The organism is Sulfitobacter marinus, from assembly GCF_900116285.1.
Classification (GTDB): Bacteria; Pseudomonadota; Alphaproteobacteria; order Rhodobacterales; family Rhodobacteraceae; genus Sulfitobacter; species Sulfitobacter marinus.
This window is the reverse complement of record NZ_FPAJ01000004.1, coordinates 343,748-356,946: the sequence shown is the minus strand read 5'-3', so window position 1 is coordinate 356,946 and position 13,199 is coordinate 343,748. Positions and strand designations below refer to the sequence as shown.

13 protein-coding genes are annotated in these 13,199 nt (G+C 55.9%); 6 read left to right on the top strand and 7 right to left on the bottom strand.

Features of this window, described 5'->3' with window-relative positions; genetic code table 11:
* Nucleotides 1–102: 102 nt before the first annotated feature.
* Nucleotides 103–810, bottom strand: a complete 708-nt coding sequence (locus BM347_RS13215; RefSeq protein ID WP_093916931.1) for an acyl-homoserine-lactone synthase — start codon at nucleotides 808–810, stop codon at nucleotides 103–105.
* A gap of 193 nt (nucleotides 811–1,003) precedes the next feature.
* Here BM347_RS13215 and BM347_RS13210 point away from each other — a divergent pair, with 193 nt between their 5' ends.
* The gene (locus tag BM347_RS13210; RefSeq protein WP_245764270.1) at nucleotides 1,004–2,335 is read left to right on the top strand and encodes a sensor histidine kinase; all 1,332 of its coding nucleotides are present in this window, start codon (nucleotides 1,004–1,006) and stop codon (nucleotides 2,333–2,335) included.
* 96 nt (nucleotides 2,336–2,431) lie between these two features.
* On the opposite strand, the gene BM347_RS13205 is transcribed toward BM347_RS13210, so the two are convergent.
* Together BM347_RS13205 and BM347_RS13200 are read right to left on the bottom strand one after the other, a co-directional pair.
* Entirely contained in the window at nucleotides 2,432–2,752 is a 321-nt protein-coding gene (locus BM347_RS13205) for an Hpt domain-containing protein (protein WP_093916929.1), read from the bottom strand.
* 19 nt (nucleotides 2,753–2,771) lie between these two features.
* Complete coding sequence (locus BM347_RS13200) at nucleotides 2,772–3,737, bottom strand: response regulator (protein ID WP_093916928.1); 966 nt, start codon at nucleotides 3,735–3,737, stop codon at nucleotides 2,772–2,774.
* Nucleotides 3,738–4,101: 364 nt separating this feature from the next.
* Between BM347_RS13200 and BM347_RS13195 the strand changes: the two genes are divergently transcribed.
* The 3 genes from BM347_RS13195 to BM347_RS13185 all read left to right on the top strand — a co-directional run bounded on the left by BM347_RS13195 (nucleotide 4,102) and on the right by BM347_RS13185 (nucleotide 6,332).
* Complete coding sequence (locus BM347_RS13195) at nucleotides 4,102–4,404, top strand: SH3 domain-containing protein (protein WP_093916927.1); 303 nt, start codon at nucleotides 4,102–4,104, stop codon at nucleotides 4,402–4,404.
* 104 nt (nucleotides 4,405–4,508) lie between these two features.
* Nucleotides 4,509–4,874, top strand: a complete 366-nt coding sequence (locus BM347_RS13190) for a hypothetical protein (protein WP_093916926.1) — start codon at nucleotides 4,509–4,511, stop codon at nucleotides 4,872–4,874.
* Between the two features lie 69 nt (nucleotides 4,875–4,943).
* On the top strand, nucleotides 4,944–6,332 hold the full coding sequence (locus BM347_RS13185) for a PepSY-associated TM helix domain-containing protein (RefSeq protein ID WP_093916925.1): 1,389 nt from the start codon (nucleotides 4,944–4,946) through the stop codon (nucleotides 6,330–6,332).
* Nucleotides 6,333–6,519: 187 nt separating this feature from the next.
* Here the strand turns inward: BM347_RS13185 and BM347_RS13180 are convergent, their stop codons facing one another.
* Nucleotides 6,520–8,802, bottom strand: coding sequence for an adenosylcobalamin-dependent ribonucleoside-diphosphate reductase (locus BM347_RS13180; RefSeq protein WP_093916924.1), 2,283 nt, complete (start codon nucleotides 8,800–8,802; stop codon nucleotides 6,520–6,522).
* Nucleotides 8,803–8,921: 119 nt separating this feature from the next.
* Between BM347_RS13180 and BM347_RS13175 the strand changes: the two genes are divergently transcribed.
* Nucleotides 8,922–9,353 (top strand): DUF1489 family protein, encoded by a 432-nt coding sequence (locus BM347_RS13175; RefSeq protein ID WP_093916923.1) that lies wholly within the window; start codon nucleotides 8,922–8,924, stop codon nucleotides 9,351–9,353.
* 147 nt (nucleotides 9,354–9,500) lie between these two features.
* On the opposite strand, the gene hisG is transcribed toward BM347_RS13175, so the two are convergent.
* The 3 genes from hisG to hisS are packed head-to-tail and all read right to left on the bottom strand — an operon-like array spanning nucleotide 9,501 to nucleotide 12,774.
* Entirely contained in the window at nucleotides 9,501–10,190 is a 690-nt protein-coding gene (hisG, locus tag BM347_RS13170; RefSeq protein WP_093916922.1) for an ATP phosphoribosyltransferase, read from the bottom strand.
* Nucleotides 10,187–11,266, bottom strand: a complete 1,080-nt coding sequence (locus BM347_RS13165) for an ATP phosphoribosyltransferase regulatory subunit (RefSeq protein ID WP_093916921.1) — start codon at nucleotides 11,264–11,266, stop codon at nucleotides 10,187–10,189. The genes hisG and BM347_RS13165 overlap by 4 nt, the downstream gene beginning before the upstream one ends.
* Entirely contained in the window at nucleotides 11,266–12,774 is a 1,509-nt protein-coding gene (gene hisS, locus BM347_RS13160; protein WP_093916920.1) for a histidine--tRNA ligase, read from the bottom strand. Before hisS ends, BM347_RS13165 begins: the two co-directional genes overlap by 1 nt.
* Nucleotides 12,775–12,988: 214 nt before the next feature.
* Between hisS and BM347_RS13155 the strand changes: the two genes are divergently transcribed.
* A complete protein-coding gene (locus tag BM347_RS13155) occupies nucleotides 12,989–13,183 on the top strand; it encodes a SlyX family protein (protein ID WP_093916919.1) in 195 nt (64 codons plus the stop codon).
* Nucleotides 13,184–13,199 lie beyond the last annotated feature (16 nt).

Here is a 13,199-nt window from a genome sequence, read left to right as displayed (position 1 = left end):
GGCCCACGTCGGTGGTGATTGGGAGGGGATATCTTAGACATTTATCTGTTCTCTCATTCTTGCGGTACCGGCAACGCGTGACAAGTACTACATTATGACGATCTAAGCCGCTTGGCCCGCCACATGCATCACCGCAGCTTGCGTGTGGTCACCGCCGATGTTCAGCTTGGGGCCCATAGGAAGCGCGTTTAGGCCCAAGCGGTTCATCCAGCGCTGAAACACGGCTGGTACGATACCGATCACATGGGTTGCGCCCTGTTCGGTGGCGGCACGGGCCATTGCCTTGATCAGTTTTGTCTGAATGAACAGGCGCCGCTCGGCGGGTTCGTCCTTGGTCAGGAAAAGCCGCGTGGCTTCCCAAACGTGAGGCATGACGGGGGCCCGCTCGTAAAGAACATGTTCGGGAATATTGGGTAGCAGCCCAAGCTGCGCATCGCGAAGCATATAGGAATAGCAGCCGCAGCGCGCTGTTGTCGGCAGCAACCGAACACCCGCCAGAACGCGGCCATATTCGTGAATCACAACCGAGCGGCTTTGCGGCGTGTCGTATTGGTCGAATTCCATCCCGTCGGTATGCGGAAGCTCCCAGGATTTCTGGTCAATAAATACCGCTTTGCGCGCACGTAGGTTATCGGTGTAAAGTTGCCCATAACGATGCTGGTTGCTTGCAGATACAATGGTTTCATCAATTCTCGTTACAATCGAGGGAAGCGCTGGCGGGACGTCACGCGCGTTCGATTGCTGCTTGGACGAGACATTGAGCTTTACCGATTCAGCCTCATCGATCGTCTTTACCTTATGGAAACCCATATTTTACTACCTACGCCTTGGTTCCAAGACCGAAAAAAGTTAACAATTCGTATACAGCCACGTTTCTGCCTTATTCGCAACAAAATTTCCACCCACAGTAGTATGATCGCATGAATTATTTAGCAAATGCCCGTCAGGGCAACGGGACGCTCTAAGAATGGTTAACTTAAAAGAACTAATTTCCGTGCCCGGCATGAACGCCACCGAACAGCGATCTATCCTTAAAAGACTGAGTGATTATGCGATTGTCGGGCAAAAATTGTTCTGGCAAAGGATCATCATTTACGGTGCAGCGCTTGGCCTTGCGGGATTTTACTACGACCATAGAGTGGCGCTGTTTTTTCTGATCGCGATTGGTATCTGTGAGATATATGACACAGTTTTGATGCGCCACATTCTTGCGACGGCCAAGTCAAAGACGATGAAGCCGCGGAAATTATTCTACAATCTCTACGCCGGAACCATTCTCAGCGCGATAACCATTTCATCGTTCTGCATTGCAATTGCGATACAACAAGGTACTGGCGGCGGGCACTTCCTGCCGATGTTTTTGCTGGTATCAGCATCAATCTTTGCGACGATGAACAACCACCAGTTCATTCCTGTCCTCGTTTCGCGGTTGGCAATTTACGTGTCAGCACTCCTTTATATTGCCATTCGTGATGTGTGGATCGTCAGGCCACCTATTACATCCGAAATCTGGCTTAACCTCTTCACCATACTCTTTGTGTTGGGCTTTGTTCTTGAACTCGCGCGCACCTTTATCTTGGGCTACTCGGTCCTTCTCAAAAACCGCATCGCCCTCCAGATCGAACATAAGAACGCGCTGGCCGCGAGTGAGGCGAAAACACGCTTCCTTGCTACGGTCAGTCATGAACTGCGCACGCCTTTGACATCGATCAAGGGCGCGCTTGATCTTATTGACGTCGGCTCTGCCGGAGAGGTCCCCCCCAAGATGACGCGCCTTTTAGGCATTGCCCGCAGCAACAGTAGCCGCCTCATTGACCTGGTTGGTGATTTGCTTTTGTTGCAGTCTTCCGACGCGGGCAAGTTCACGCTAAACTTGGAAATGGTAGATATGGGCAGCCTTGTAACGGCCAATATACATAACTTTCAGCCCTATGCGAAAACGCTGAATGTCGAGGTCGATGTCGATATCCCCGAGGGCAAATTCTTTGTTCTGGGTGACAAAAAACGTCTGGGCCAGGTCGTAATGAACCTGTTGTCAAACGCGGCCAAGTTTTCCGAGACAGGCGGGGTCGTACGGGTGGCCCTGAGCACAGCGGATGAAAACATCGTTCTGTCTGTGGCAGATCAGGGCATCGGCATCCCCGAGGGCAGCGAAACGCAAATCTTCGAAGAATTCGGCCAAATCGATTCAAGCGATCAACGCAAGTTTCAGGGGACGGGCTTGGGCCTGTCGATATCAAAGCGCATCGTTGAAGGACATGGCGGCAGCATCGAATACGATAGCGAGCTTGGCACGGGAACGACATTCAAGGTGACGTTGAAGTCAGCCGGCTAATTTACTGGTGGCTGTCCTCGCATCGATCAAGGCCCCTAGATAACAGGCGCAACCCGCGTGCTTGCCGATGCTAGGATCCATCCATGCACATCGGTGTCAGCGTGGATCATCCATCAGCCTGATCAATGCAGTAACCTCGGCCCGCAAGGCGGCATCGTCAGCAGAGTGGGAGCCCGCAGTGCCAAGGATCAGCCGTTCCGTCCGTGCCGCCTGCTCGCCCAGTTCTTTGAACCCGAGCGTCGCAGCCGAGCCAGAGACTTTATGTGCGATCCAGGATATGTCCTCGATCGCGTTCTCATCTGCATCTTCAGCGGTCAGTCTGGAAAACGCATCCTTCAGCGATGCATTGCGCTGAGATAGCTCAGCCAAGAATTTTTCGCGCAGTTTTTCCAGGCCAGCAAGAAAATTGGCATTCATTGGGGACCTACCCTTCTTACTAGTGACCCGGCTTCACGGGGGGGCGAATCTCGATCAGGGCATCCGCAGGCGACAGGGTCTTTTGCTCTGCGTTGCCCACAGCCTCGAGCAAGGCATTGACCGAGCTGCGCGACGACCGCCAATCCAACTGGATCGGATCACTTGCTGAAATATGCACCACCATCGGGCGGCCGTTGGAATAATACAGGTCCATCTCTCGCAGCTTTTGCCCGACTGCAAGTTCAAATTCATCGGCATCAAACTGACGCCCTGCATCGGTGATCCCCGCGAAATCCCCGCCGCCAATATGCGCCAGAAAAAACCGGTGGGGTTTCAAACACTCCGACAGCGCCTCGGCAACATCTGTAACAGCAGAATGGAACTCGTAGTGGCTCAGCCCCTCAAACAGGTGCTTTGAATCCTTGATTGCCACCCCAAACGCGCAATTCCCAAAGAGCGACAATCGTGACAGTTGTAGCAAGTAATTCTCAAGCGAAAGATAGTCGATAACACCGTCGATATTCTCAATATGCAAACGCTCGCTCGTGTCCGCCAGAGCGGTGGCACCGTCGGTCCCATCGGTGCGTTCACTTTTCGCCTTTTTACGCTCGGACACCAGCTCGGACACCAGCTGCAACCGCGCATGCATCTCTGAGACGTCAATGGGCTTGTTCACATAATCCGTGGCACCGGCGGCAAAAGCACTGTCGACATAAGCGCGCTCGGCCATCGAAGTGACCATAAGGATAGGTGTTCGCGCATAGTCGGGCATTTTGCGGATGTGCGAAACCAAGGTGATGCCCGTCATTCCGGGCATCTCGATATCCAGCAGAAAGCAATCGAAAGGACCTTTTGCCGCCTGCAAAATATTCAGGGCTTCCTTTCCTGACGCAGCAAAGGTGACATCCCTAAATCCGATATTCGTTAAAATCTCGGACATAAGTCTGCGGATGACCTCATCGTCGTCAACAGCAAGTATTTTCATTTCACATCCTTCAACATGGCGTCAACCGCGGGCGGCACCTTGTATGATCTATATCACGTTTCGCACTATAGATAGAATACGGCAGAAATATTGCGCGCCCGGCACATGGTTGCACGACCGATCCCATTTTTCCATTTATGATCTTCCATGCACCTGCGGCCGCGCATCTCCTTGGGGGTTCACACCACGCATTTTTTCATCTGCTCGATCAAACGCAGCCTGGACTGATGCCAGTCTATCACCAAGGGCATCCGACCTTTGCAGCCGCTAAAAAGATGTAGAAATACGGCACCGGAGTATGGCTGCTTCTTCACGGCGACTATAGGATTGTGCTGAATAACCACCATAGGATCAGGAGAACCCGATGCCAAAATCCAGTCTCAAAGCGCTAATTGCAATTGCTATCGGGGCCGTACTCATGGGCGCACCTGCAAGCGCGCAGCAGCTTGGACGCCATCAGGTTTTCGGCGTCGAAGACGGTGACATGCTGAAAATGCGCAAAGGGCCCGGCACTGGTTACCGCACTGTTCTTGGCCTTCCCAATGGCACCGTCCTGCGTGTCAAAAGCTGCCAGCAAACCGGCAGCACCCGCTGGTGCAAAGTCGCGCTGAACGACGCACGCGCTATGGTTGGTTATGTGTCTTGGGCCTATCTGCGCAAATACTAACTAACGCGATATCTCCACGATATCTTTGGGAAAAATGACCGCTGCTGGCCCTGCGGCGATCTAAACCCTCGCCTATTTTGTCAGCTACAATTATAGCGGGGGAAATGTTCAAATTGACGCAGCCCTTTCGCAACGCTCTGACCGCTTTCGCGCTTGTTTTCGCGATGGTGTTTTCCGGCGTGGCGCATACTGGACTTGCGCGCGCGATGTCGCCGGACCTTGCCGCCTATGTTGCGACGGGTGGATCGCTTGAGGATCTGTGTACCCCGGCGAGCGGTAATAACGGTGCCCAAGCGAAAAAATGCGAAGTGTGTCGGCTGCTGGGGGCCGCGTTGGAACCGCGCCCCTGTGTTGGCGCACCTTTGGTCGTTACCGAAAAAACGCGCGTGCTCACTTTTGTCGCCAAGCGTTTGCACCACAGGCACCCGCTTGACCCGGCCCGTCTGACCCGAGCACCACCCCAAGCCTGATCTCTCATCCACCCAGAGTTCAAATTTCACCCGCCAAAGATGCGGGTTTTCCAAGCTTGGAGCCAATACATGACATCAACCGATATACAAGTGCAGCCCGAGGGCCGCACAAATAAACTCTATTTCGCCGCATGGCGTTGGCATTTTTATGCTGGCCTTTTCGTGCTGCCCTTTCTTTCAATACTGGCAATCACGGGCGCATCCATGCTTTGGATCGCGTGGATTGACGGGCGCGACGGCGAGCGTACCCCAGTCACCCAGCAAGAAATTATTCTGCCTGTTTCTGATCAGGCTGAAGCCGCCCTTGCCGCCATTCCGGACGGCACCTTAAAGCAGTATGTTGCCCCCCGCACCGCGGACGTTGCGGCGCTGTTTCGTGTCGATCACGACGGTGACGCGACAATGGTGGCCGTCGACCCGTATTCCGCCAAGGTGATTGAAACATTCCCCCGCCGCAGTGGGTGGTATGATTTCGCCGATGGCATTCATAGCGATCTCATGCTCGGCGTGACCGGCGACCGAATGCTTGAAACCGCAGCATCCCTCGCCCTCGTTCTTATCGCGACCGGGCTTTATATGTGGTGGCCACGCGAGGCCGGATGGCGCAAGGCGTTCATCCCCAGCTTTGGCCGCGGCCGTGCCATGTGGAAATCCCTGCATGGTGTTGTTGGTATCTGGCTTTCGATCTTTCTGGTGTTCTTCTTGATCTCAGGTCTATCGTGGGCCGGAATATGGGGCGGCAAGATGGTCCAAGCCTGGAGCCAGTTTCCAGCGGAAAAATGGGATGCTGTCCCATTATCCGACGACATCCACGCCAGTATGAACCATGACCGCCGCGAGGTACCATGGGCGCTTGAACAAACCCCGATGCCCGCATCAGGCAGCGATGCCGGGATCGACGGCGTACAAGATGGGCCAGTCACGATCGACACGGTCGACATCCTCGCCCGCGAGATCGGGTTCGACGCGCGCTATCAGTTGAACCTGCCACAGTCGGCAACAGGTGTCTGGACGCTAAGCCGCGATTCCATGAACACCGACAGCACCGATCCGATGTCTGACCGCACGGTCCACGTGGATCAATACACAGGCAAAATTCTGGCCGATATCCGCTATGGGGATTACTCTCTCGCGGGCAAGGCAATGGCCGTGGGTATCGCGCTGCACATGGGCACAATGGGCTTGTGGAGCGTGCTTGCAAACACCCTCGTTTGCCTCGCGGTCTTGTTCCTATGTGCCAGTTCCGTCGTACTTTGGTGGAAACGCCGTCCGGCGAACACAGGCCGCCTGTCTGCGCCGCCCATGCCGAAAGAGCTCCCCCTTTGGCAAGGTGCCGTGCTGGTGGGTTTGTTTGTTTCCATGGCCTTTCCAATGGCCGGTCTGGCATTGATCACTGTGCTGGCGATTGATGTGCTGATCCTGTCCCACTTACCAAAACTACGCCATAGCTTGACCTAGAAAACACGGTGCAGTGCCTTGGTTAAGGCGCTGCACATACCAACGAGAACGGGTTCGGGGGCCGTAGCCTTACTACTGACGACGGACAACGCCTGATAGACTTCTTATGCTTGCAAAATGGCCATTCTAACCCGGTCGGTGGCCACTAATTGATGGTCAGAACAACAAAAAAGAACTTAGTTCTTCATCAGGAACATTTACTATAGCCGCAGCTGCCGCAAGTCATGCAGCCTTCTACCATGCGCAGGTCGTACTGACCGCAGCTGCTGCATGCTTTGCCCCGAGGTGGATTTAGACCCACGACTTGGGCACTTGGGTCAGATTTCAGCCCCTGCCCCTCGCCAGCAATGAAACCGGTGGCGATCAGGTGTTGTTCAATCACCCCACCAATCGCGGCCAGCATTGACGGGATGTATTTGCCCCCCATCCATGCACCACCGCGCGGGTCGAACACCGCTTTCAGCTCTTCTACGACAAAAGACACATCCCCACCACGACGGAACACTGCCGAAATCATGCGTGTCAGGGCGACGGTCCAGGCGAAATGCTCCATATTCTTGGAGTTTATAAACACCTCAAACGGGCGCCGATGGCCTCCGATGACAACATCATTGATCGTGATGTAAAGCGCGTGCTCGCTGTCGGGCCATTTGATTTTATAGGTTGCGCCCTCCAATTCCTCTGGGCGATCCAGCGGTTCAGACATGTACACAACCTCGCCACCGTTCTGGGGCGTGGCTTGGGCCGCGGTTTCGCCGGGCGCGCTGTCGGTACTTTCAGAAACGGAAAGAACCGACCCTGTGACATCATTGGGGCGATAGGTCGTGCAGCCTTTGCAGCCTTGATCCCAGGCGGCCATATAAACGTCTTTGAACGCGTCAAAGCTGATGTCTTCGGGGCAGTTGATTGTCTTGGAAATACTGCTGTCGACCCATTTTTGCGCGGCAGCCTGCATTTTGACATGGTCCAGCGGCGCAAGCGTTTGCGCGTTCACAAAGTAATCGGGCAGCTCGGCATCACCCTTCAGATCACGCCACATCTGAACGGCGTAATCGACAACTTCTTCTTCGGTGCGACTGCCGTCTTTTTGCAGCACTTTACGGGTGTAGGCATAGGCGAACACCGGCTCGATCCCGGAACTAACATTGCCCGCATACAGACTAATCGTACCTGTGGGCGCAATTGAGGTCAGCAATGCGTTGCGAATGCCGTTTTCCTTGATGGCACCGCGCACGTCCTCATCCATTTGCTGCATGGTACCCGACGCCAAATAGGCATCCGCGTCGAACAATGGAAACGCTCCCTTTTCCTTGGCCAGATCGACAGACGCCAGATAGGCGGCTCGCGCAATCGCCTTCAACCATGCCTCGGTCTGGGCTGCGGCCTCGTCCGAGCCATAGCGCAATCCAACCATTAACAACGCATCCGCCAGCCCAGTAACACCAAGGCCGATGCGCCGTTTGGCTTTGGCCTCAGCCTCTTGAGCGTCCAGTGGGAATTTTGACACGTCCACCACATTGTCCATCATGCGCACAGCCGTGGCGACCAGCTTGTCCAAGGCATCAACATCTAGATGCGCCGCGTCATTGAACGGATCCGCAACCATGCGCGCCATGTTGATCGACCCCAGCAGACAGGCCCCATAAGGCGGCAAAGGCTGCTCTCCGCAAGGGTTGGTCGCGGCGATGGTCTCGCAATAACTCAGGTTGTTGGCGCTATTGATCCGGTCAATAAATATCACGCCGGGCTCTGCGAATTCATAGGTGGCCTTCATGATCCGGTTCCAAAGATCACGGGCCTGCACGGTCCGATACACCTTGCCATCGAACACCAAATCCCACGGCGCGTCCGCCTTGACCGCATCCATGAACGGGTCGGTAATCAGTACCGACATGTTGAACATGCGCAACCGCGCAGGGTCCGACTTGGCCGCGATAAATTTCTCAACATCAGGGTGGTCACAGCGCATGGTTGCCATCATTGCACCGCGGCGCGACCCGGCTGACATGATGGTGCGGCACATTGCGTCCCACACATCCATAAAGGACAGCGGCCCCGACGCGTCGGCAGACACCCCCAGAACATCCGCCCCTGCAGGACGGATGGTTGAGAAATCATACCCGATCCCGCCGCCCTGCTGCATGGTCAACGCGGCCTCTTTGAGCATGTCGAAAATGCCGCCCATGCTGTCGGGCACGGTCCCCATGACAAAACAGTTGAAAAGCGTCACACGCCGCGCAGTCCCGGCACCCGCTGTGATGCGCCCAGCAGGAAGGAACTTGAAATCCTCCAAAGCTTCAAAAAACGTATCTTCCCACGTCTCGGGTTGCTTTTCGACTTGCGCCAAATCCCGGGCAATCCGCCGCCACGTGTCTTCGACAGTCATATCTTTTAGCGTACCATCGGCGTCTTTGAACCGGTATTTCATATCCCAGATTTGTTCGGCGATAGGGGTGGCGAATCGTGACATGCTCGGTTCCTTGGCGTTTTCGGGATGGGCTTTACCTTACCTCAAACCGGCCCAAAAGCACAACAGCTTGAAGCTTGGGACGGGCCAGCTACATTATGTACGCAAGGCGGAGAGATTCTGTGGATAAGTACGTAAACATCTTGAAATTGTCGGTAGGTACAGAAAATACCGATGATCTTGCCCTGTGGCAAAAAACAAAGCGGGCGCAAGCCGCCGATGGTCTGCCCCGTCATGTCACCCGCATGTGGCCGAAACGCGAAGCGGAATTAACCAATGGCGGCTCTGTTTTCTGGGTCATCAAAGGTGTTATCCAATGCCGGCAAAAGATTATCCGGCTGGACGAGCACATCGGGCAAGACGGCATTCGACGATGCGCGATCGTTATGGATCCGACGCTTATCCGCGTCCAAAGCAGCGTCAAACGCCCCTTCCAAGGCTGGCGCTACCTTAGCCCCGACGATGCGCCAGCTGATCTGCCAAAAAACCGCGAAGAGGAAGAGCCGCTTCCTACCGATCTCAACCGCGCCTTGGCAGAAATCGGTGTGCTCTAAACTTCAAACACACCATATGCGGCAAGGTTAGAATTTGAGTTTATTTTGCAAAATGAACTAGCTGCAGACCTAGCGTTTCATTTTGCCCGCAAAACTCCCGCCGGAGGCAAATAAACAAAGTAATCGCGCACTAGCACGGCCTTTGGACTACGCCAGCTTTTGGAGCAATGCCGCGAGGGTAAGACGTTCTTCATCATCCATATCAGCCGTGCGGCTGCGCCAAAGCGTCGCTTGCGATTTCAAGATCAAACCGTCGGACAGAATTTTTAGATGGTTCGCCCGCAAGGTTTCGCCGCTTGATGTGATGTCGGCGATCGCTTCTGCGGTTTCGTTTTTCACGGTGCCTTCGGTCGCACCCTGGCTGTCGACCAGCGCATAATCCGCGACCCCCGCACCGCGCAGGAACTCGCGCACGAGGCGGTGGTATTTTGTGGCGATCCGCAGGCGGAACCCGTGTTGCGCGCGAAAGGCTGCGGCTGCGGCATCAAGATCATCCAACGTATCCACGTCGCGCCAAGCGGCAGGCACAGCGATAATTAAATCGGCGTGGCCAAAAGCCAGTTCCTCTACCGGTGCCACCAACTGATCCCACAACGCCAGCTTTTCCTCAATCAAATCAGTCCCAGTGACCCCAAGATGTATGCGCCCTGCTGCCAGTTCGCGCGGGATTTCTCCGGCCGACAGCAGCATAAGCGACACGCCGTCAATGCCGCCAACCGCTGCTGCGTATTCACGATCCGAGCCCGTGCGCTGCAAGGTGATACCGCGCGCCGCGAACCATTCAAACGTTTTCTCCATCAACCGGCCTTTGGAGGGCACACCAAGTTTGATCGTCATTGCGCAGCCTCCAGTTCCAGCATCAGGCCCGGGCGCATCACCCCGCCGACAGCAGGAATTTCATCCCCCTGACCCAGCCGTTTTGTCAGCGCATCATAGCGGCCACCGCTGGCAATGGCAGGCAAGTCTGGCCGTTCTTCCACGCGAAAACCAAAAACAAACCCGTCATAATACTCCATCGATGCGCGGCCATAACTCGCCTCAAACGCCAGTTGATCCGTATCTATACCACGCGCAGCCAATGCATCCGCACGCGCTGCGGCCAGATCCACGGCACCTGCAATCGCGGGCAAATCAACCGCTATGTCTTGTAACCGGCTTAGCGCATGGGGCATTACTTCGCGCACGTCCAACAGCGCCGCAATCAACGCTACTTGCTCTGCCGACAAAACAGGCGCTTGGGCATCTTCGCGCAGCGCATCAATCCGCGCTTCGATCTCTTTCGTGCTGCGCAAACCTATCATCGGGGCATCGCTTTCTACTGCTCCAGCGAGCAACGCAGCCCGAGAGACCGGCACCGGCGTCTGGCCTGCGAACCGCTCCAGCAAGCTGCGAAACCGTCTGGGCCGCCAGATGTGTCGCATCAACGCGGCCTTGCGGCGCTCAGTTGTGTCCAGCCCTTTGACGGCTGCCATCAAGATACCGATGTCGCCGGTGACAGACTGAACCGGCAGCCCGCGCAACGCTTCTGATATCAGCGCAAACACTTCGGCATCAGCCGCTGCCGGATCTGCCCGATCAAACACTTCGTATCCGACTTGGATAAACTCATTTGCACGTGCAGGATCATGTTCCTGACGGCGGAAAACTTCGCCCGCATAGGTATAGCGCGCCGGGTCTGCGCCATGGGCCATATGCATTTGCACCACGGGCACCGTATAATCAGGCCGCAGCATTTGCTCGCCGCGCAGCGCGTCCGATGTCACATAGGCACGCGCCCGGATGTCTTCGCCGTATAAATCCAGTAGTGTTTCAGCAGGTTGCAAGATCGGCGGCTCCACCACCATCGCGCCCTGCGCCTCGAACATCGCGCGCAGTTGCGCCGCCTTGGCAAGCGTCTCTGAACGGGTTGGCATCAGCGGTTCAGCTCCAGTATTTTACGCACTTTCGCGACCAGATCGGCGCGTGGTACTTCATATTGGCTGGGCTGGTCTTTCCATTCCTCAAGCGTCGCATTCTCGGCGATTTTGGCCCCGAGGATCAGGTCTTTAATCTGTATCATACCGCTGTCGAATTCATCCCCGCCCGCGATCACGGCAACGGGGCTGTCCCGGCGATCCGCGTATTTCAGCTGATTACCAAAGTTCTTGGGGTTGCCCAGATATACCTCGGCGCGGATACCCGCCTGACGCAGTTCGGCCACCATCGCCTGATAGTCCGCCATGCGCGCCTTATCCATCACGGTCACAACGACGGGACCAACGGCATCACTGGTCAAGCGCCCCTTCGCATGCAGCGCGGCCAACAGGCGATCCACGCCAATCGACACGCCGGTCGCGGGAACTTCTTGGCCGGTAAAGCGCTTGACCAGATCATCATAGCGCCCGCCCCCCGCAACAGAGCCAAAGTTGCGCACCCGGCCTTTGTCGTCTTTGATCTCGAACGTCAGCTCGGCCTCGAACACAGGTCCGGTGTAATACCCAAGACCACGCACAACTGACGGGTCAATCTCGACCCGATCCGGGCCATAGCCACCCGCTGCCATCAGATCGGCAATGGTCTCCAACTCGTCTACGCCTTGTAGCCCAACGGCTGATCCCTCAACCAGTTCACGCAAGCGCTCCACGGTTTCCGCACCGGTCTCGCGCTTGGCTTGCATAAAGCCCATAACCACATCGGCCTGCGTATCTGTCAGACCGGCACCATCGGTAAAATCACCGCTATCGTCTTTGCGCCCCGCGCCAAGCAAGGCACGCACGCCGTCAAGGCCCAAGCGATCCAGCTTATCAATCGCGCGCAAGACGATCCCGCGCTCGGATGCAAACTTGTCAGGGTATGACGGATCAAGCACGCCAGCCACTTCCATCACGCCGTTCAGCACCTTACGGTTGTTCACGCGCACGATGTAATCGCCCCGCTCAATCCCGACCTCTTCCAAACAATCCGCCAGCATCGCGCAAATCTCGGCATCTGCCGCGACCGAAGGTGCGCCAACCGTATCCGCATCACATTGGTAAAACTGACGAAACCGCCCCGGGCCGGGCTTTTCATTGCGCCAGACAGGGCCCATTGCATAGCGACGATAGGGTGTCGGCAAATCATTGCGGTGCTGCGCGTAAACTCGGGCAAGCGGCGCGGTCAGATCATAGCGCAACGCCAGCCAATCACCGGTCTTGTCCGCATCCGCATCTTCTTGCCACGCAAAAACCCCTTCGTTGGGGCGGTCCACATCGGGCAAAAACTTACCCAAGGCCCCAACCGTCTCAACACCCGAACTCTCAAGCGCGTCAAACCCGTAACGGTGATAGACCCCGGCAATCTTGCGCAGCATCTCGGCGCGCTGCGTGACTTCGGCACCGAAATAGTCGCGAAAGCCTTTTGGCGTTTCTGCCTTGGGGCGAGGGGTCTTCTTTGGCTTGGCCATGGGATCACATCCTGCGGGCTGAACTTTGCGCTTCGCGTCTACCCCACCCCCCCGATAAGAGCAAGCAAACCACACGGCTTTCGCCTCCACTGACCTTGGGCCTTCTCTGGCTAGAAAATATCCTCGGGGGTCAGGGGGCAGACAACCCCCTGACGGTTGTCAAAGGGGCTGACCTCACCTATCTGCGGATTAGTCAAACGAGAAGGATCAGAACATGGACAAGCTAGAAGAACAAATGGCCTATCTTATCCGCACAGTTGATGATTTGTCGGATATGGTTGCCCGCCAAGAAAATGAAATCGCAATATTAACCCGCCGCGTTTACATGTTGATGCAACGCGAAGGTGAACGCGAAGCCGCTGGTAACGAAGGTGTCGTGATCGGAAACGAACGCCCGCCGCACTACTGATCTGCCCGCCACCCCG

What these genes read in the sequence shown, in the direction of transcription:
- BM347_RS13215 (WP_093916931.1), bottom strand. Translation starts at nt 810, where the DNA reads ATGGGTTTCCATAAGGTAAAGACGATCGATGAGGCTGAATCGGTAAAG.
- BM347_RS13210 (WP_245764270.1), top strand. Translation starts at nt 1,004, where the DNA reads ATGAACGCCACCGAACAGCGATCTATCCTTAAAAGACTGAGTGATTAT.
- BM347_RS13205 (WP_093916929.1), bottom strand. Translation starts at nt 2,752, where the DNA reads ATGAATGCCAATTTTCTTGCTGGCCTGGAAAAACTGCGCGAAAAATTC.
- BM347_RS13200 (WP_093916928.1), bottom strand. Translation starts at nt 3,737, where the DNA reads ATGAAAATACTTGCTGTTGACGACGATGAGGTCATCCGCAGACTTATG.
- BM347_RS13195 (WP_093916927.1), top strand. Translation starts at nt 4,102, where the DNA reads ATGCCAAAATCCAGTCTCAAAGCGCTAATTGCAATTGCTATCGGGGCC.
- BM347_RS13190 (WP_093916926.1), top strand. Translation starts at nt 4,509, where the DNA reads ATGTTCAAATTGACGCAGCCCTTTCGCAACGCTCTGACCGCTTTCGCG.
- BM347_RS13185 (WP_093916925.1), top strand. Translation starts at nt 4,944, where the DNA reads ATGACATCAACCGATATACAAGTGCAGCCCGAGGGCCGCACAAATAAA.
- BM347_RS13180 (WP_093916924.1), bottom strand. Translation starts at nt 8,802, where the DNA reads ATGTCACGATTCGCCACCCCTATCGCCGAACAAATCTGGGATATGAAA.
- hisG (WP_093916922.1), bottom strand. Translation starts at nt 10,190, where the DNA reads ATGACGATCAAACTTGGTGTGCCCTCCAAAGGCCGGTTGATGGAGAAA.
- BM347_RS13165 (WP_093916921.1), bottom strand. Translation starts at nt 11,266, where the DNA reads ATGCCAACCCGTTCAGAGACGCTTGCCAAGGCGGCGCAACTGCGCGCG.
- hisS (WP_093916920.1), bottom strand. Translation starts at nt 12,774, where the DNA reads ATGGCCAAGCCAAAGAAGACCCCTCGCCCCAAGGCAGAAACGCCAAAA.
- BM347_RS13155 (WP_093916919.1), top strand. Translation starts at nt 12,989, where the DNA reads ATGGACAAGCTAGAAGAACAAATGGCCTATCTTATCCGCACAGTTGAT.